A 19228-nucleotide genomic window follows, 5' to 3' on the forward strand; every position below is an offset into this window, starting at 1 on the left:
GCTAAGCTTGCTTGCGATAGCCGTCTGTCAGCCGATAGCAATGCTGACTGAGTCGCCGTCATCGCGAGCAAGCTTTGCTCCCACAAAGCTCTTCCCTCAGGGTATTGGGTCAGATATCCAACACCAGAAGTGGCGTCTTCGAGCGGGAGCAGCACGGCGTGAACTGGTCGTTGCAAGCCTGTTCAGCCTCGGTCAAAAACATATCCCGGTGCTCCGGCACACCTTCCAGCACACGCGTCAGGCAGGTGCCGCACACGCCCTGTTCGCAGGAGATCGGAATCTCGATGCCATGGCTTTCCAGCACCTGGACCACGCTTCGGTCGGCGGGTACTTCGAAGACCTGGCCGCTGCTGGCGACTTTCACCGAGAAGCTGCCGTCCGAGCGGGTGTCGGTGGGCGCAGCGGCAAAGTACTCGCGGTGCACACAGCTTTCCCGCCAGCCCTGAACCTTGGCGGTGTCGAGGACATGCTGCATGAAGCCACCGGGACCGCACACATAGAGGTGCAGATCCTCACTGGGGGCGGCCAGGACCCTGGCAGCGTCCAGCATGGTTGCAGGCTCTTCATCGAAATGCAGAAACACCCGGTCGGCATAAGGCGATTGGCGCAAGCGTTCGATAAAGGCTGCACGCTCCCTGGACCTGGCGCAGTAATGCAGCTCGAACGCCGCACCGCTCTGGGCTAGGTGTTCGGCCATGCACAGGATCGGCGTAATACCGATACCGCCGGCAAACAGCAGGCTGCGTCGAGCCTCGGGGGCGAGGGGGAACAGGTTGCGCGGTTCGCTGATCAGCAAGCGCGCGCCTGGCAGAATCTGTTCATGCAAATTGCGCGAACCGCCTCGGGACGCGGCATCCTTGAGCACCCCGATGAGGTAGCGATGCCGTTCCTCGGGATGATTGCACAGCGAATACTGACGAATCATGCCGTTGGGCAGGTGTACGTCGATATGGGCACCGGCGGTGAACGCCGGTAAAGGCTGGCCGTCGACACTCGTCAGCTCGTAGCTGCAAATGTCCTGGGCTTCGTTGTGTCGCGCCGTGACCTGGACTTCAATCATGCTCGCTGCTCTCCCTGATGGGTGCTGGCAATCAATCCCGCTTGTGGCTCGCGCTCACGGGCAATCCAACGATCCAGCACTCGACGCGACTGCACGCCGCCGGCATCGATATTGAGCTTGAGCAGGCTGCGTTGCGGGTGATCCAGCAGGTTGCGCTGCTGGCGTTCGAGCATCTCCAGGTCTTCGCTGAAAATCTTGCCCTGGCCTTCGCGAATGCTGGCGGTCAGCGCTTCGTCCTGGGGCTGGAAGTGCCGGGCCATGCCCCAGAAGTACCAGATGGATGTCTCGGTTTCCGGGGTGATGAAGTCCACCACGATGCTGGACGCCTTGAACTGCGGCGCGGCGTGATACCCGCCGTTGCCGGCATGGGCCACGCCGACTTCGATCAGGACGTGGCTGGGCGGGGTGAAACGGCAGATCTGCCAGCGGTCCACCGGCACGTCGTCGGCCAGGTTGTTGCCGCGCAAGGCCATGCGCCAGAAGGGCGGGGCCATGATGTTTTCCATGTGCCGGGCGGTGACCACTTCGTCACCTTCGACCGTGGTCACCGGCGGCGCCTCGTCGATTTCCTTCTGGCCGATGCTGGAGGCGTGCACGTAGGTTTCGTGGGTCAGGTCCATCAGGTTGTCGATCATCAGGCGGTAATCGCACTGGATATGGAACAGACCGCCGCCGTAAGCCCACTCGTCACTTTCGGCCCATTCAAGATGATGAATCAGCGTCGGGTCAGCCAAGGCCTGGTCACCGGGCCAGACCCAGATAAACCCATGACGCTCCTGCACCGCAAACGTCTTGTTGCAAGGGAATCCCCGGACCCGTTGCCCGGGCATTTCGACGGTCTTGCCATCGCACCCCATCACCAGCCCGTGATAGCCGCACACCAGGTTACCGTTTTCGACATAACCCAAAGAGAGCGGGGCGCCGCGATGAGGGCAGAAGTCCTCGACGGCCGCGACCTTGCCTTCATGCCCACGGTAGAAAACCATCTTCTCGCCGCAGATCTGGCGGCCCAGAGGTTTGTCAGCGATTTCATCGGGGGTGCAGGCAACGTACCAGGTGTTCTTGGGATACATGACGGATCTCCGGGCTGATGTTGTTGTGCTTATGGATCCATTAACTCTCTTAACTATTTCGGTTGTCAATATTTTTGGTGTCCTGGTAGACGGTTGGCAGTCTTTAATGGATCCATTTGCTTCGTTTTCGACGAAAACAAAACTGCACAAATCTTCCAGACACCCTCGCCGCCAGCGGTTAACCTGCTCGTGCTGATACACAAAACGAGACTGCCCATGACAACGCGCAACTGGATCGATCTCAAGCAGGACGCCACGTCCGGCATCGAGACCGTGCGCGCGCATTTCGAGGGGCATGCCTACGATCCCCATTGGCACGACGCCTATCTGGTGGGCGTGACCGAACAGGGCGTGCAGCAGTTCCATTGTCGCCGCCAGCAGCACAACAGCACGCCGGGCAAGGTGTTTCTGCTCGAGCCTGGCGAGTTGCATGACGGCAACGCGCCCCACGCCAGCGGTTTCACCTATCGCACGTTGTACCTTGAGCCACAGTGGCTGGAGCGCGAACTGCGGTCGTTGTTCGACATGGCTCCGGATAATGCACAGCTGGGATTTGCCGCCACCCTGGCCGACGATGCGCGGCTGGCGAGCGCCACGGCCATGGCGTTCCAGAGTTTGCATCAGCAGGAGATGCGCATCGTGCGCCAGACGGCCCTCGACACCTTGCTGGCCAACCTGACCCAGCACCTGCACTGGCGTGCGCGGATCAATCCCGATCCGCGCCTGCCATTGGTGGCGCAGCAGGCCCGTGATTATCTGCACAGTCATCTGAGTGAAGACATCGGGCTGGATGACCTGGCACGGGTCACCGGGGTGGACCGTTTTCGCCTGACCCGGGCGTTCAAGGCCGCGTTCGGTCTCGCCCCCCATGCCTATCTGATCCAGTTGCGCCTGGCCGGGGCCCGGCGCTTGCTGGCCCGTGGCGAAAGCGCGGTGGCGGTGGCGGCGAAACTCGGGTTTGCCGACCAGAGTCATTTGGGTCGCTGGTTCCAGCGCGCCTATCGCCTGAGCCCGGCGGACTACCGCAAGCGTTGCTCAAACGTTCCAGACTGAGCGCGGTTGGGTGGGGATGATCAGGCTACGATCATTCACCGAGATGTTGCTCCATGGACCAGTTGCTGCCGTTCGCCTTGTTCGCCTTTGTTGCCTCCATCACCCCGGGCCCGACCAATATCCTGGTGCTGAGCCACAGCTCGCGCTTTGGCCTGGCGACCACCTTGCCAATTATCCTTGGCGCCTGCGCCGCCGCAGCCTTGTTGGTGTTGTTGGTGGGCACCGGATTGGGCGATGTGCTGGCCCGTCATACAACGCTCCAGACTTTGCTGTCATGGGCCGGAATTGCCTGGTTGAGCTGGATGGCCTGGCAAATATTCAGCACGCCAGTCCAGGCCATCGACCCTGAACGACCCATTGAGGGTCCGCGTCTTGGCTTGGCGGGGGCGGCCGGTTTGCAGTTGGTCAATCCCAAGACCTGGATGATGGCATTGGCGGTGGTCAGCGTCTTCACCGGCACCGAGGCCGACCGCACCGTGCGGGTGCTCTGGCTGTCCCTGGCGTTCTTCGCGATTTCGATCCCATGCATGACCGCCTGGGCGTATCTGGGCCTCGGCGCCGCCAGATTCTGCCGATCCACTGTGGCCATGGGGCGGTTCAATCGGATCATGGCGGTGTTGTTGCTGATGTCGGCGTGGTTGACGTTGGTGGTGTGATCCTGATCAGGCGCAAGCATCTGATGCAGACCTGTCAGCGACTGGCCATGGAACCTGCAACCCCTTGCAACGGTTGGGCGGTTTAAAAACAAGCTCATTTTGGAGAGGATCGCCCACGCCCCGGCTTAGCGTATTTCAAAATTTCAGATGCTTAATCGACCCCAAGGAAGGAGGTCCATCATGTCCACTGTCGATTCCCATATCGATTTCATCCAGGCCAGGCTACCGGCCTGGTTGAAACAAGCCTCGCGCCACCGCCAAGAGCGTTTCAAGGTCCTTGCCCAGCAATTGCAGCGCGACAGCGATGCGCTGAACGCACGGCTTATCGACCTGCCAGCGCCGGAACCCTTCACACTCGATTTGCTACAGGCTCAGCCGCCCATGCAGGCCTGGCGCCCGATCAATGGCCGCGGCAGTGTTTGCGACGCAGTACGGCGGGCAAGGGTCAGGCGCGAGCACTTCGGCCCCTCTCTGTCGGTGGTGGAGGCCGCCATGCGCAACTTTTCTCCTGCTGATGCGGCCACCGGCAGTTCTTTCGATAAAACCGGCGAGCTTTTCATCAAGGGCAAGCCTGGAGAGTTTTACCGTTGGGGCGCGCCGTCAGACACCACGGCATTGCCCACGACCCCTGCCAGTTTTGCCCGAGTCTGTCGGCAGGTGGATGTGGGCGGTGCCTACCAGCGTCTGCTCAAGCAGCGCCTGCCGCCTATCGGCGACGAGGTTCCTGTCGTGGCTGACGCCTATAAGGCCTACGCGCGCAGTCTGCTCGCCTATGACGCGTACGAGGCGAAGCTGGATGGACGCCTGGACGACACCGGCGAGCGACTGTTGGCCTATGTCGGGGTGCGGCTCGAAGATCGTCCGGTGGCTTCCCTGGCGTGTGAGGTCAAGGGCCTGGAGGTGCTGTCTGCGCCGTTGTTCGGCGCACGGGTGTATTGGGGGCTGAAAGGGGACGCAAAAGGCGTTCGCCCGGTCGTCTTGCACCTGCCCTATGACGTGGTGGCCCCGATCAGGCAATTTCCCAGCCTGCAGGCCATGGCCGCAAAGCTGACCGAACTGGTGCGCAAACGCAGTTACCGCCAGAGCCTGATGCGTTACCTGCCGGTACGCTTGCAGGCCCGCTTAGGTGAGGCCCTGCATGACCAAGTGGAGTGGGAGATAAAAGACAACCTCAACCTTTTCCAGGAAATCCACGCGCGTATTGTGGGTTGGCGCGAAGGTGAGCTTGGCGAGGAGGGTAATCCCCGGCGCATTCGGGTGCCTGTTCCCCATGTCCCCTGGACCCTTAGCGATGTTCGCGAGGATCACTGGAATGATCGCTATCACGAATGGCGCACCCATACCCTGAGCAATGCCTCGGCGCTGATGATCTCGACCCGGGACCAGGACTGGCAGGCATTGCTGGCACGCCTGGAGTATTGGGAAGGCCTTGCCGAGCGTTCACTGATGCTGGCTGTCAGCTTCATTCCGTTCTGCGCTCCCATGGGGATGGCTGCGGCGGCGGTGGGCGGGGTGCGCCTGGTGTATGAGTTCTTTGAAGGTATCCAGGCGCTCAACGAAGGCCACGCGCAAGAAGGCATCAATCACATCTTCAACGTGCTGTTCGGGGTCGCCCAAGGTGCCTATCTGGGTTTCATCGGCGGGACCGTTGAACCCATGCCCGTGCATGACGGCACGACGCGGCTGTGGAATGGCGATGTCACGCCCTTCCAGGCGCGGCGCTTGCCGCCCGTGGAGGCCGAACAGGACGCCTGGGGTGTCTGGCGTACGCCAGACGAGGCGTGGGTGCGGATCGATGGTCGTTATTTCGAGGTGCAAGGCACCGGCGAGGCCCTGGGGCTGCGCCTGCCTGCCGGTCACCGAGGCGTGACCCCGCCTCTGGAGTGGAGTCGCGCGCGTGGCTGGCAATGGGCGCACCGCAATCCCTTGCAGCGAAGCAATCTGGAGTTGCTGCGCAACTTTGTCGAGACGCCCGCCGAACTGGACGAAGCTATGCTCCTGGCCGTACAGCAGCAGGTCGGTATCAGCGAGGCGCATCTGCGCTACCTGCAAGTTGGCGGGCAGCCAATGCCGGCCATATTCGCCGATGCCCTCGCTGAGGCACGCAACTGGCAATGGGTGCAGCAGACCGTTGGACGCTTGCGCGCGGGTGAAGCACCCGGGAGCGCGCACATTCAAGTCACCCAAACCCTTGTGGATTTGCCCGGTTGGCCTGCGGACATGAAGCTACGCTTGCACGATGGCGAGCAGGTTCACTCCGTGGGCGACAGGGCCACCACGCGTTTTCTCGATCTGGACAAAGCGGACCTGGAGCATCATGCCTGGGCGGAGCGTATCCTGGCCGGCCTTCGCGCGGACGAACAGCGCGTGCTGCTGGGGCAGAGTTCTATCGGCCTACGCCCGGTGGAAAGCAGTCGGTTGTTGGCCAGCCGTTGGGCCGATTATCTTGAGCGCAATGCTACGCAGGTGACGGCTGGCATGGCCTCGTCCACCCGGCTCGATCCGTTGGCCGCTCCGATAGTTCGGGCTTTTTCCGGGCTGCCTGAATCCATCGCCAACGAGCTTGCCCGGCAGTCTCAGGGCCAGGACCGGGTGCGGCTGCAAGCAGGCCGGGTGACGGGACGCCTGGGTAAACAATGCGTAGAAGCCCTGACTGAGCTGCGCCTGACTCGAGCCTTGCGCGATCTTGAGCGGGGTGAAAGCAGCGCGGACCGGGATCGCATTGTCATGGGCCTACTTGGCAATGCGCCGCAACTGCAAGGCCGGTTGCACCTGCGGCTGTTGTCGGACAAGTTGTTGGCTCCGCTCGAGGTGGGAGAGAACGGCCCCTTGAAAGTCATCCGCCAGGACGACGGGAAATACCATCCCTTCGACGAAAGGGGAAATGAGCTGGCTGGGGATTCGAGCCTCGAAGAGGCGCTGCTCAGAGCGATGCCGGATGAGGCCCGCAACGCGCTCGGCTTGAACATCTGGGCGTCGACCACCCTTCGCAAGGTGCTGATGGAGCAAGCCCTTGGCGATCGCCAGAGGCTGCGTACGTACCTGTCGCTCAAACGCACGGGCAACGACGCAGCTGCCCTGCAATGGCAGAACGGACGCCTGGGTTATCCGCTCAGTGGGCGCGGGAAACTTCCTTTGCAGGGCTGGCGCCACCGTGTGGAAGGGCGTCTTGAACGCCTGTTTCCCTACTATGCCGGGGAATCGCTGGCCAGGCTTCAGCGTAGCCTGGCCGATCAGGCCAGGCGCGAAGGCATCAGCCTGGACACCCTGGTGACCCGGTTGAGCAACGATTGGGCAACGCTGGACGAAGGCCTGCGTCAGTGGGAGGTCCATGAGGGGGTTCATCACCCCGTCGAGAGCGAATATACCCGTGCAGATACCATCGCCATGCGCAGGGAGGTGGCGCAGGAGATCCGTCGCGCCTGGCGCCGTGAGCCCGATCCGCTCAGGGAGGATAGCGAGCTGACTCTACGTCTGTCGGGGTTGAACATCGGCCGGCTTCCTCCCATCAGCGCACGTTTCGAGCATATTGAAGAGCTGACGTTGGCTCATCTGGGGCTGAGCGAAGACCCTTCGAATTTCCTGAGGTTGTTTCCCAATATCGATACGCTGCGCCTGCATGGCAATGAGCTCACCGCCGTGCCGGTAGCGGCGGGTGAGTTTCGCTCTCTGGAGGAGCTGTCATTGGGCAGAAATCCGCTCAATATGAATGCGGACACCTTTGCCCCCTTGATCGGCGCCGACCGTGCTACTGGTTTGCGAGAGCTGCAGCTGTCCGAGGTGAGCAGTGGCTCGGACCCCGTGGCCAGTGCCAATATGGTCGCGGCCATCGGCCGCCTGGCTGAGTTGCCGTCCCTGCGTGAACTCGTCTGGTCCGACAACTTGCATTTCACCCCCCAGGAGCTGGAGGCCATCACCGCTTTACCAGGATTGCAAGCGCTGGACCTGGTTCGTTGTGGCCTTCGCCTGGATGAACAGGGAAGTGCATTCTTGCGTACCGCCACGGCCCTTGAGGACCTGCGCTTGAGCGGTAACAACTGCCGGGAATTACCCAATCTGCCGGAGCTTGCGCACCTCAAGGAGCTGGAGCTGGCCAACGCGGGGCTCGATCGGGTACCGGCATTGGCCCTGGCACTGTTGGCCAGGCCTTCATCCGATCCGATCTTCCTCGACCTCAAGGGCAATCGCATCAGCAACATCCAGGATGATCTGATTCCTGCCCTTGGCAACATGCCGAAGACGAACACCCTTGGGCTCTGGCTCGAAGATAATCCACTGCCCAGCGCCCAGATCCGCGCCCTTCGCGCATTGGACCCCGAGGCCTTTCGCTACACCGTCGATGACTGGCTCCGTGACTTCCCCGACCTCAAGAGTGCATTGGAAGTGGCTCGCGACGATGCCGGAGGGCGACGCTTCATCGATTGGTTCTGCGGCGCCATCCGTGACGCAGACGCCGATCAACCAGGCGGCCTGGCCCTGGGAGATCGTCAGAGGGCTGCCGGTATCCTGCAGTACTACACTGGCTACCCCGACCTTTATACCGAGCTGTCGGGGCGTATCGCAGATTTCGACCAGCAATTGGCCCAACTGCGTACCCGCTTGCAAGCGCGGGTTCTGGACAGGCAAACACCAGACGTTGCCGAGTTGGAGCTGCATTTCCTCATGTTCGGTTCGGTTCAGCGTGCCCGCCTCGAACCCCAGGGCATACACTTTGCGAGGTTTCTGACCAACCATTATGACTATTGGGGCCAGGTGTTAAGCGGCCGATATCCCGAGCTTGTGCAACGCCGGGCCGCGATGACCCGTGAGGGTTTCATCAACTGGCTCAGTGACGCACAGGACACATTCAACAGCAATGATCAAACGCCCCGCGTAGGGGAACAGGCCTGGCGCCCGTATCTGGGGTTGATGTCTCGCGATTGGCTCGACGGCCTGGCCATCTGGGACACGGTGGAGGAAAACCTGGTGGATGCCTTCAGCGAGCCGGTGGATCCCTCCCATTGGCCGCAGGTATTGCTGGATAACCTGGCGCAACCGGACGCCGACCTGCCCAGTGCCCTGGAGTCAATCACGCAGCCCACCGGGACGATGTGGTATCGGGTGAGGCTCGAGGCCGTAGCGGATGTGAACTGGGCCGCAGGCGAGCCGGTGACGCTCACCGAAGACCAGTTGCGGCGCACCATGGCGATCTACCGTTCGGTCAAGAGCCGGGAAGTCGAGGCCATGGTGCATCGGATAACCACTGGCCTGGTCACCCCTTGGTGGTCGCTGCGACCGCAATAACCTGTGCCGGCACACCTGCCGCGAAGCTGTGGCGAGGGCGTAAATCCCCTCGCCACAGCGCCCTTGCAAAGGGGCGCATCAGGCATCGTTACACGGCGCAGCCATCGTCGCGGGTGAACACCAATGCCTTCAAGCCGCACTCCATATCCGCGTCGGGAAACTCCGGGGGATTGGCCAGGCGTTCCACGAACTTCAGGCCAGGCGCTTCGCGGGTGACGCCGTCGATGAGGAAGTCCGGGCCGGTGGCCGGGTCGTTGCTGCAGGCCAGGACCGTGCCAGTGGCGCACAACAGTTCCGGCAAGCGCCGCAGGACTCGCTGATAGTCCTTGGTCAGCAGGAAGCTGCCTTTCTGAAAGGTAGGGGGATCGATGATGACCAGGTCATAAGGGCCGCTGTTGATCACCTTGCCCCATGACTTGAACAAGTCGTGGCCAAGAAAACTCACCTGGCTCAGGTCATGGCCGTTCAGGCGATGGTTGTCGCGGCCACGACTCAAGGCCGCGCGCGACATGTCCAGGTTGACCACATGCTGTGCACCGCCGGCGATGGCTGCCACGGAAAAACCGCAGGTGTAGGCGAACAGATTCAACACTCGCTTGCCGCTGGCGTTGGCGCGAACCCAGTCGCGGCCGTAGCGCATGTCGAGGAAAAGACCGTTGTTCTGCTTCTTGCCCAGGTCGATTCGATAGCGCAAGCCGCCTTCGACCAAGGTCCATTCGTCCAGAGCCTCACCCACCAGCCACTGGGTAAGGCTGTCGGGAAGGTAACGGTGTTGCACGGCCAGCGTATGGGCCTTGCTCTGTTGCCAGGCCGGGGTAACGGTGAGGGCGAGCAGCATGGACATCAGATCGTCCAACTGCGTCGGCTCAGGCTGCTTGAACAACGAAACCAGCATCACCCCTTGCAGCCAGTCGACGGTGATCTGCTCCAACCCCGGCCAGCAGCGACCGCGGCCATGGAACAGGCGCCGGGTTTCTTCCGGCACCGAGGTCAGGGCCGTCAGTAAATGGGTCTGCAGGGTTTGAAGGGCTTCAGGGTTCATCGGACAAGGCCAGCAATGCGAAAGGCCGGCATTTTAACCAGCCTTTCAGCAGGTGCAATCTGTGGCGAGGGGATTTATCCCCGCTGGCTGCAAAGCAGCCCTGCCTGCCAACTCGGTGTGCCAGGAAGATGGAGTCTGCTGCATTGGGGCTGCTTCGCAGCCCAGCGGGGCGGTGCGACGTTTCGCTAAATCCCCTCGCCACAAAGGTGCTACCTAACTGCCGCTAGTAGCCAAAATGCTCGCAACCTGTTGCGGCTGGCAGTTGAGGTAGGCCGAACGCTTGAGCCAGCTCGGGTCCGGGTACCAGGAAAACATGAATTGCCCGTCTTTAAGTTTGTCGATCACCTTGCGCGCCACCTGCGGGCGGACGGCAGGGCAGCCCAGGCTGCGGCCGATGCGCCCCTGACGCACGCTCCACAACGGGTTCACATAATCGGCGGCGTGGATCACGATCGCGCGGTCGCGGGCCAGGTCATTGAAGCCCGGCTCCAGACCGTCCATGCGCAACGAGTATCCATGGGCGCCCTGATAACTTTCCTGAGTGCGAAACAGTCCCAGGCTCGACTGGAAACTGCCCAGGCGATTGGAGAACTGCGTGGCGAAGTTTTCCCCGGATTTTTGCCCGTGGGCCACCAGGTCGCGCAATACCAGCTTCTTCTGGCGCAGGTCGAAGATCCACAGGCGACGGGCCGTGGAAGGTTGCGAGTAGTCGATGACCGCCAGGTGGCGGGCTGGGCGAGCGCCGTTGGCGACAGCGCATTGCATGGCGCTCAAGGCACTTTTGAGCGCTTGGGGATTGAGTTCCGGCGCCGCGTGGGTGAGGCTGTTGTAAAGCGGCTGAGAATTTCCTTTGTCGGCCAGCGCCGGGCTGCACATCACGCCAAGGCCGGTGATGACCAGGCAGAGTCGGCGCAAGAGGCTTGCTGAAGATGGAAAATTCCCACGGTGGTGTTTGTTTGCGGCATCCCGTCCGATTTGGTTTGTTTGCATGATGGCGGGTCGTACCTGTCGCAAAGTTGACCGTCAACGGGACGGCCATGGATTGGAGTAAAGCAGTTGTTCAAAAAGTCCGCATGTTACCTGAGCCTTTTATTGCTCACTGCGCCATTGGTCGCAACAGCCGAGCAAAGCGATCCGGCATTGGTGCAAACCACCTTGGCCCAGCTGTCGGTCAACTGTCCCGAGCTGGCCGCAGGCGTCGACTTTCCGACGATGATGAGTTTGCAGGCGTTCTACGAGCAAAACGCAGGCCAGGACGTCTGGTCGGACGATGAGCGGCGGATGGCGTTGCAGGCACAGTTGCAGCAACTGGCCGACGACGGACTGGACCCGGCACGCTACAGCTTGCCCGCAGAAGAAACCGCCCAAGACCCCCATTGTGTAGACATCGCCATCAGTCAGCGCTACTTGCAAGCGCTGTATGAGCTGCGTTTCGGCTACCTGCCTCAGGACCGCCTGGAGCCGGTGTGGAAGGCCGACCCGCTGCCGCAGGATCGTCAGGCCGAGGTGTTGGCCATTGCCGGGTCGGGCCTGCAGGACTTGGACGAGGCCTTTGAGCAGGCCCGGCCGAGCCTGGCGCTGTATCGCAACTTGCGTGAACTTTACGCCCGGCAACGGCAACAGCCCTTGCCCGAATGGCAACCGGTGCCCGGCGGCCCGTTGTTGCACCCGGACAAGCGGGACGCCCGCGTACCGGCCCTGGCCCAGCGATTGTTCAGCGAAGGCTATTTCAGCGCGCCCCCCGTGATCATCGACGATCACTACAACCCCGACCTGGTGGCAGCGATGAAAAGCTTCCAGCTTCACCATTCGCTGCAAGCCGATGGGGTAGTGGGGCCATGGACGGTGACGGAGCTGAACATCAGCCCGTTCATGCGGCGCGAGCAGTTGCGCGTCAATCTGGAGCGCATGCGCTGGCTGGCCCGGGACCTGGAGCCGGACAGCGTACTGGTCAATGTGGCGGCGGCCCGGTTGACGGTCTACCAGGACGGCGCAGCGGTCTGGCAAACCCGCACCCAAGTGGGCCGCGCGGACCGGGAAACACCATTGCTCAAGTCCCGAGTGACACGACTGACACTCAACCCGACCTGGACCATCCCCCCGACTATCATGCGTGAAGACAAACTGCCTGAGATTCGTCGTGACCCAGAGTTCTTGAGTCGACACAACCTGAGGGTGATCGATCGCGATGGCTTGCCGTTACTGGCCCAGGACATCGATTGGGAGCATCCCGGCGGCCTCATGCTGCGTCAGGACCCCGGTCCGCAAAACCCACTGGGTAAAATGGCGATCCGCTTCCCCAACCCATTTTCCGTGTACCTGCATGACACGCCCAACCAGTCACTGTTCAGCAAGGAACCGCGGGCGTTCAGTTCGGGGTGTGTGCGAGTCGAACAGGCCATGCAGTTGCGTGACTGGTTGGTGAGCCCGGCTGAACGTCTGCGCACCGACACGCTGCTGGCCAGCGGGCTGACTCATGAGTTCAGGCTGGCCAGGCCGGTGCCGATTCTGTTGGGCTACTGGACAGTGCAAGCCGACAGCCAGGGGCAGGCGGTGTACATCCCGGATATCTACAAGCGTGATCAGGTCCTCTCCGCGGCCAAGGGCAGCGTGCTCTGATGGCGGTCAGGCGCACTCGCTGCTGGCTTGAACCTGTGCAGTCTTCTCGCACTGCGGGAACAGCCGCCGGCCCAGGTCATAGGCAGTGTCCAGGTGAAGCGCCGGTTCGAGGGTTTCCGAGTCGAGCAAACGTTGGGAACTGACCACCCGGGCGCCGCAGTAATCAAAGATGCCGTGGTCGATTTGCGCGGTCATCGCCTGGCCATAGCCGTGGCGCAGGAACGTACCCTCATCAGCCCCGCCCAGGGCCACCAGATGCACCTGCAAACGCTGCAGTTTTTTGATAAAGGGTTTATCGAGGCTGAAATCGAACGCCCAGCCGTTGGAAAACACCCGGTCGATCCACCCTTTGAGCAATGCTGGCATCGACCACCAGTAGATGGGATACACCAGCACCAGCGCATCTGCGCGGTCGATTCTGGCTTGTTCGGCCAAAACGTCCATGGGCGGTGAGGCCTCGCGGTGGTGTACCGCGTGATCGGCGAAACTGAACCGCGGATCAAAGCCTTCGGCGGCCAGGTCGGCGATCTCGAACGTATCGGCGGGATTGGCCTGGGTCAGGCCTTGGGCGATTTTTTTCGCGAGGCCGTGGGTAAGGGAATGGGGATCGTGATGAGCGACAACGATGAGTGCGTGCATGGCAAAACTCCTCATGGCAATGACCGGTATCAAGCAGGTATGCTTGGTTAAGTTACCTTTAGTAAGTTACGGTTGGTAAAGTTAGCATGTCAAGCCTTGATGAAAATTCGCGATCTTCTGCTGCTCCCCGTCGACGCTTGTCTCGCGAGGATCGGCAACGGCAGCTGTTGGATGTCGCCTGGCGGCTGGTGCGAGAGGAGGGCAGCGAAGCGCTGACCCTGGCCCGCCTCGCCGAACAGGCGGGGGTAACCAAACCCATTGTGTATGACCACTTCACCACTCGATCCGGGCTGTTGGCGGCGCTCTATCAGGATTTCGATGCCCGTCAGACGGCGCTCATGGACGCCGCCCTGGAAGCGAGCGAACCGACACTGCAAAGCCGCGCCGAGGTGATTGCTGCTTCGTTTGTCGAATGCGTCCTGCTGCAAGGCCGGGAGATCCCGGGGGTGATCGCGGCGCTGACCAGTTCGCCAGAACTGGAGCGCATCAAGCGCGAATATGAGGCGATTTTCCTGGACAAGTGCCGAACCGTCCTGGAACCGTTCGCTGGTACACGGGCCATCACCCAGGCGAGTCTGCGGGCGATGCTGGGTGCGGCAGAAGCCCTGTCCAATGCCGCTGCCACCGGGGAAGTCAGCGCCGTGGAGGCCAAGCAAGAGCTCTTTGTGACCATCGTGGCGATGGTGGATAGAGCCGCCCGCATCGGCGCAACCTGAACCTCTTCCATCGCGAATGGCCCGAGCCCCCCTGTGGGAGCGAGCCTGCTCGCGATAGCGTCAGCCCAGTCACTGCACTTTTATGAAGCCGCAGGCGATGGATCGCACCATGGCAAGGCAATCGTCCGCGCATGGAAGCGTCAGGTGAGCGCCTGTAAGCATGAGGTGACTGGACGGCCTTTTTCACGGGCAAGCCCGCTCCCACAGGGATTTTCGAGGGTTGCAAGCAGCGTTGGGTCTATGACTTCAGGGCGGCAGACAAAGGCTTGGCACGCTCGCTGCAAGAGGCTGTTCAGGCCCACTGTAAATACATTCAAGTGGGCAACCCCGTCGGTCAACGAAGATCGAGAGCCAGCAGGCCGGGGATAACGGTAGATCGGGGCGCAGTCGCCGGATCGATACCGCACAGAACAGGCAAAGACGCCTGGAACCGCAAGGTTTCAGGCGTCTTTTTTTTTGCTTTCAAAACCGTGATGGGCTTTTGTCGGGTGCTTTTATGAATTCCAACGTTGCTTCCCTGAACAAGCTGCAAACACTGATCGTGATCGGCAATGGCATGGTCGGCCATCACTGCGTCGAGCAACTGATCGAGCGCGGTGCCCTCAATCATTACCACCTGCATGTGTTCAGCGAAGAACCGATGCGCGCCTATGATCGCGTGCATCTGTCGGAGTATTTCTCTGGCCGTGACGCCGAGTCCCTGGCGCTTGGGCAAGCCTCGTTGTACCAGACCCCTGGCGTCACGCTGCACCTGGGCGTGCCGGTGCTGGAAATTGATCGCGAGGCGCGCCAGGTGGTCACTGCCCAGGCTCGCATCAGCTACGACAAACTGGTGCTCGCTACCGGCTCTTACCCGTTCGTGCCACCGATCCAGGGCGCCGAAGGCGATTCCTGCCTGGTCTATCGCACCCTGCAAGACCTGGACGCCATTCGTGCCGCCGCAAGCAACGCCCGCCGGGGTGTGGTGGTCGGTGGTGGTCTGCTGGGCCTGGAAGCGGCCAATGCCCTCAAGACCCTCGGCCTGGAAGCTCATGTGGTGGAATTCGCCCCGCGATTGATGCCGGTACAACTGGATGAGCAGGGCGGTCTGGCCCTCAAGGCGCGCATCGAGAAACTGGGCGTCGGCGTGCATCTGTCCAAGGGCACTCAGTCCATCAGCGCCGGTGAGCAGTACCGTTATCGGATGAATTTCGGCGATGACGATTTCCTGGAAACCGACCTGATCGTATTTTCTGCCGGCATTCGCGCCCAGGATGCCCTCGCTCGCCAGTGCGCTCTGCAGATCGGCCCGCGCGGTGGCGTGGTGATCGATGACCATTGCCTGAGCAGTGACCCGGACATCTACGCCATCGGCGAATGCGCAGCCTGGAACGGCAGCATCTTCGGCCTGGTCGCTCCGGGTTACCAGATGGCCCGCAACGTCGCGGCTCGCCTGTGCGGTGAAAGCGCCGAGCCGTTCACTGGCGCGGACATGTCCACCAAGCTCAAGTTGCTGGGGGTGGACGTAGGTTCCATCGGCGACGCCCACGGCAATACACCGGGGTCGCGCAGCTTCCAGTTCATCGATCAAACCAGTGCCAGCTACCGGAGACTGGTCGTGGACGCCGATGGCAAACGAGTGATCGGCGCGGTCCTGGTGGGCGACAACAGCTACTACGACACCCTGCTGCAATACATGCAGAACGGCATCGCGTTGCCCAAGGAGGCTGCCGGCCTGATCCTGCCGAGTTCCGAAGGTGCACCCACGTTGGGCCCGGCAGCACTGCCTGCGGCGGCGACCATCTGCTCGTGTCACAACGTCACCAAAGGCTCGATCTGTGCGGCCATCGACAGCGGCTGCACCGACCTTGGGCAACTGAAATGCGATACCAAGGCTGGCACCGGTTGCGGGGGTTGCGCCGCCCTGGTCAAGCAGGTGTTCGAGCACGAACTGATTGTTCGCGGCGTCAGTGTCGATAAGAGCCTGTGCGAACACTTCGCCTATACCCGCCAGGAGCTTTATGCCTTGGTGCGGGTTGAAGGCATCATCAGCTTCGGCGAGCTACTGGCCAAGCACGGCCGCGGGCACACCGGTTGCGACTTGTGCAAACCGGCAGTGGGCTCGATCCTGGCGTCGTGCTGGAACCAGCCGATCATGGACCCGTCCCTGGTGCCGTTGCAGGACACCAACGACACCTTCATGGCCAACATGCAGAAGAACGGCACCTATTCGGTGGTGCCACGCATCGCCGGGGGCGAAATCACTGCCGACAAGCTGATCGCCATCGGCGTGGTCGCCAAAAAATACGACCTCTACACCAAGATCACCGGCGGCCAGCGCATCGACCTGTTCGGCGCCCAGTTGCACCAGTTGCCGGATATCTGGGCCGAACTGATCGAAGCGGGTTTCGAAACCGGGCACGCCTACGGCAAGTCGACCCGCACGGTGAAGTCCTGCGTGGGCAGCACCTGGTGCCGCTACGGCGTGCAGGACAGCGTGCAAATGGCCCTGACCATTGAAGATCGCTACAAGGGTTTGCGCTCGCCCCACAAGCTCAAGTTCGCGGTGTCCGGTTGCACCCGCGAGTGCGCCGAGGCCCAGAGCAAGGACGTCGGCGTGATCGCCACCGAGAAGGGCTGGAACCTCTACGTGGCCGGTAACGGCGGCATGCGCCCGCGTCACGCCGAGCTGTTCGCCACCGACCTGGATGACGCGACCCTGATCCGCTACATCGACCGCTTCCTGATGTTCTACATCCGCACCGCCGACAAGTTGCAGCGTACGTCGGTCTGGCGCGAAAGCCTGGAAGGCGGCCTGGACTACCTCAAGGACGTCATCATCGAAGACAGCCTGGGCCTGGGGGCCGAACTCGAAGCCCAGATGCAACTGGTGGTCGATCGTTATGAATGCGAGTGGGCCAACGCCCTCAAAGACCCGGACAAACTCAAGCGCTTCCGCACCTTCGTCAACGACGGTCGCGGTGATCCGGATGTTCATTTCGTCAGGGAACGCGGCCAGCGCCGGCCGGTTCACGCCCACGAGCTTCACCTGATTCCCGTTACCGAGGAGGTGCTCTGATGAGCCAGTCAAACGTCGTTCGTATCCCCACCCGCAACGCGGCCCAAAGTCCCGTGCAATGGCGTGCCCTGTGCAGCCGCGAGGATCTGGTGCCCAACTCCGGCGTGGTCGCCTGGCACGACGGCAGCCAGGTGGCGCTGTTGTACCTGCCCGAACAGCAGGACAAACCGCTGTACGCCATCGACAACCGCGACCCCAAGTCCGGGGCGAACGTGATCGGTCGGGGGCTGTTGGGCAGCATCAAGGGTGAACTGGTGATCGCATCGCCCCTGTACAAACAGCATTTCCGCCTGGAAGACGGCCATTGCCTCGAATACCCGGAGCAGCGTCTGCGGGTGTGGCCGGTGCGCCTGAATGGTGATGTGGTGGAGATTGGCGAAGACTGATCCGCCTCTGACCCCGCCACAGGGATCGCGCCTGGCGCAGATCTTCTTGTTTGGTTGGCTTGCCTTTAACTGAAGTTGAGGATCAACAATGAAAACAGCCGCTCAACTGGTAAGACTCAAGAGTGTGCAGAACCAGCAGGTTCACAGCATCGCGCCGGAGCAGACCGTGCTCGAAGCGCTGCAGATCATGGCCGAGAAAAACGTCGGCGCGTTGCCGGTGATCGAACACGGTCAGGTGGTTGGCGTGTTCAGCGAGCGCGACTATGCGCGCAAGCTGGTGTTGCAAGGACGCTCCTCGGTGGGCACTTCGGTACGCACCGTCATGAGTGCTCCCGTGGTCACCGCCGATAGCCAGCAGAGCATCGACCGCTGCATGGAAGTCATGACCGATAGCCACCTGCGGCACTTGCCGGTGCTGGATAACGGCCAGTTGATGGGGTTGTTGTCCATTGGCGATCTGGTGAAGGAGGCGATTGTCGAGCAGGCGGATTTGATCCGGCAGCTGGAGCATTACATTCGCGGGCACTGAACCCACAGGGAATTTATCTGTGGGAGCAAACCTTGCTCCCACAATGGTGCGAAGTTTCGCTAAATTTCCTCACCCCAACATCAGCAACTGCCGGATCAGATTCGGCGTACTGCCGGTCCAGCGCTTGAACGAGCGGCGAAAATTCGCCGTGTCGTTGAAGTTCAGGTACTGCGCCACTTCCTCGTTGCTGAACCCCTTGACCTGGTACAAGTACAACGCCACATGGGTGTGCACCCGGTCCACCTGTTGCTGGAACCCGGTATGGTGCTTGTGCAGCTTGCGCTTGAGCGTCGCCGGGCTCATGGCGAAAGCCTGGGCGATCTGTTCCAGGCTGGGCGTCTGCTGCACATGGCTGTGCAGGTAGTCGTAGACGCAGTCCAGAAAGCTTGCCGCGAAACCCAGTTGATCGAGTTGGTCTCGGGCTTCGATCCGCGCCACCTGGCCGGCGGTGGCCGACACGTTGGGCCAGGGCTGTGCCAGGCAGTGGCGGGGCAGGCGCATCAGGTCCAGCGGTCGATTGAATTGCGTCTGTTCACCCAGATGCACCCAGTACTGTTCGACGTAACGCGGCTCCTCATGGCGAAAGCTGCATTGCCAGGGCAGCCGTTCGCCGCTCAGCCATGCACTCATGGCAACCATCGAAGTCATGCTGGCTTCCAGTATGAAGCGCCATTGTTCATCCGCACCGCAACTGTCCAGCCAATGGATGTAGGCGTAGTGCTCGTCCAACAACAGGCGCGGCGCGGCCAGGGGGCTGAGCAGTGCTTGCTGGTCAATCAGGGTTTCCAGGGCCTGATGCAGATTCTGCGCGTGGCGTAGCGCATGACTGGCTGGCCCGTAATGTCCCGGCAGCAGCCGCTGGCCAAACAGGAAACTGCTATCACTGGCATCGAGCAGGCGTCGGCTGTTGTCGATCAGGCCAAGAAACTGTTGCGGGCTGATGCGGCTCTGGCCAGCGAGGATATCGTCGTGGAACAGCCCGGTGCCACGCAGCAGGCGGTGGCTGTCGATGTCACGCGACAGTGCCAGATCGATCAGCGCGGCAGGCTGATAGTGCCCCGGAATGAAGCGGCTGTCGGTTTCATACCAGCAGGTCTTGAGGGTCATGGGCCGG

At 61.7% G+C, this 19228-nt stretch carries 14 protein-coding genes; 8 read left to right on the top strand and 6 right to left on the bottom strand.

The annotated features are described in order from the left end of the window. Positions 1-109: 109 nt before the first annotated feature. Both GKKCFE_RS10880 and GKKCFE_RS10885 read right to left on the bottom strand, forming a co-directional pair. Positions 110-1060 carry a PDR/VanB family oxidoreductase gene (locus GKKCFE_RS10880; RefSeq protein WP_047226531.1) on the bottom strand — a complete coding sequence of 317 codons (951 nt, stop codon included), beginning with the start codon at positions 1058-1060 and terminating at the stop codon, positions 110-112. Next, positions 1057-2133 carry an aromatic ring-hydroxylating oxygenase subunit alpha gene (locus GKKCFE_RS10885; RefSeq protein WP_047226530.1) on the bottom strand — a complete coding sequence of 359 codons (1077 nt, stop codon included), beginning with the start codon at positions 2131-2133 and terminating at the stop codon, positions 1057-1059. Before GKKCFE_RS10885 ends, GKKCFE_RS10880 begins: the two co-directional genes overlap by 4 nt. A gap of 216 nt (positions 2134-2349) precedes the next feature. On the opposite strand from GKKCFE_RS10885, the gene GKKCFE_RS10890 reads away from it, so the two are divergent. From GKKCFE_RS10890 to GKKCFE_RS10900, 3 genes are all read left to right on the top strand, one after another. After that, the gene (locus GKKCFE_RS10890) at positions 2350-3186 is read left to right on the top strand and encodes an AraC family ligand binding domain-containing protein (protein ID WP_445577825.1); all 837 of its coding nucleotides are present in this window, start codon (positions 2350-2352) and stop codon (positions 3184-3186) included. Between the two features lie 53 nt (positions 3187-3239). After that, positions 3240-3842 (top strand): LysE family translocator, encoded by a 603-nt coding sequence (locus GKKCFE_RS10895; RefSeq protein WP_188251694.1) that lies wholly within the window; start codon positions 3240-3242, stop codon positions 3840-3842. Between the two features lie 180 nt (positions 3843-4022). Next, entirely contained in the window at positions 4023-9125 is a 5103-nt protein-coding gene (locus tag GKKCFE_RS10900) for a dermonecrotic toxin domain-containing protein (protein ID WP_445577826.1), read from the top strand. 88 nt (positions 9126-9213) lie between these two features. Here the strand turns inward: GKKCFE_RS10900 and GKKCFE_RS10905 are convergent, their stop codons facing one another. Both GKKCFE_RS10905 and GKKCFE_RS10910 read right to left on the bottom strand, forming a co-directional pair. Further along, a complete protein-coding gene (locus GKKCFE_RS10905) occupies positions 9214-10167 on the bottom strand; it encodes a class I SAM-dependent methyltransferase (protein ID WP_139050345.1) in 954 nt (317 codons plus the stop codon). A 213-nt stretch (positions 10168-10380) separates the two neighbouring features. Beyond that, positions 10381-11043 (bottom strand): murein L,D-transpeptidase catalytic domain family protein, encoded by a 663-nt coding sequence (locus tag GKKCFE_RS10910; protein ID WP_047226636.1) that lies wholly within the window; start codon positions 11041-11043, stop codon positions 10381-10383. Between the two features lie 180 nt (positions 11044-11223). On the opposite strand from GKKCFE_RS10910, the gene GKKCFE_RS10915 reads away from it, so the two are divergent. Beyond that, on the top strand, positions 11224-12786 hold the full coding sequence (locus GKKCFE_RS10915; RefSeq protein WP_445577827.1) for a L,D-transpeptidase family protein: 1563 nt from the start codon (positions 11224-11226) through the stop codon (positions 12784-12786). Positions 12787-12792: 6 nt separating this feature from the next. Here the strand turns inward: GKKCFE_RS10915 and GKKCFE_RS10920 are convergent, their stop codons facing one another. Next, complete coding sequence (locus tag GKKCFE_RS10920) at positions 12793-13425, bottom strand: NAD(P)H-dependent oxidoreductase (protein WP_139050343.1); 633 nt, start codon at positions 13423-13425, stop codon at positions 12793-12795. A gap of 86 nt (positions 13426-13511) precedes the next feature. Here GKKCFE_RS10920 and GKKCFE_RS10925 point away from each other — a divergent pair, with 86 nt between their 5' ends. The 4 genes from GKKCFE_RS10925 (at position 13512) to GKKCFE_RS10940 (ending at position 18114) form a co-directional block, all read left to right on the top strand. Then, positions 13512-14141: a TetR/AcrR family transcriptional regulator gene (locus tag GKKCFE_RS10925; protein ID WP_445577828.1), complete on the top strand. Its 630-nt coding sequence runs from the start codon at positions 13512-13514 to the stop codon at positions 14139-14141. A gap of 496 nt (positions 14142-14637) precedes the next feature. Beyond that, positions 14638-17199: a nitrite reductase large subunit NirB gene (gene nirB, locus GKKCFE_RS10930; protein WP_445577829.1), complete on the top strand. Its 2562-nt coding sequence runs from the start codon at positions 14638-14640 to the stop codon at positions 17197-17199. Next, positions 17199-17585, top strand: coding sequence for a nitrite reductase small subunit NirD (gene nirD / locus GKKCFE_RS10935; RefSeq protein ID WP_160892665.1), 387 nt, complete (start codon positions 17199-17201; stop codon positions 17583-17585). Before nirB ends, nirD begins: the two co-directional genes overlap by 1 nt. Before the next feature lie 88 nt (positions 17586-17673). After that, positions 17674-18114 carry a CBS domain-containing protein gene (locus GKKCFE_RS10940; RefSeq protein WP_047226520.1) on the top strand — a complete coding sequence of 147 codons (441 nt, stop codon included), beginning with the start codon at positions 17674-17676 and terminating at the stop codon, positions 18112-18114. Between the two features lie 69 nt (positions 18115-18183). Here GKKCFE_RS10940 and GKKCFE_RS10945 read toward each other — a convergent pair whose 3' ends face one another. Continuing rightward, positions 18184-19221 (bottom strand): AraC family transcriptional regulator, encoded by a 1038-nt coding sequence (locus GKKCFE_RS10945; protein WP_047226519.1) that lies wholly within the window; start codon positions 19219-19221, stop codon positions 18184-18186. Between the last annotated feature and the right edge of the window lie 7 nt (positions 19222-19228).

It is taken from the genome of Pseudomonas sp. E141 (assembly GCF_052659885.1).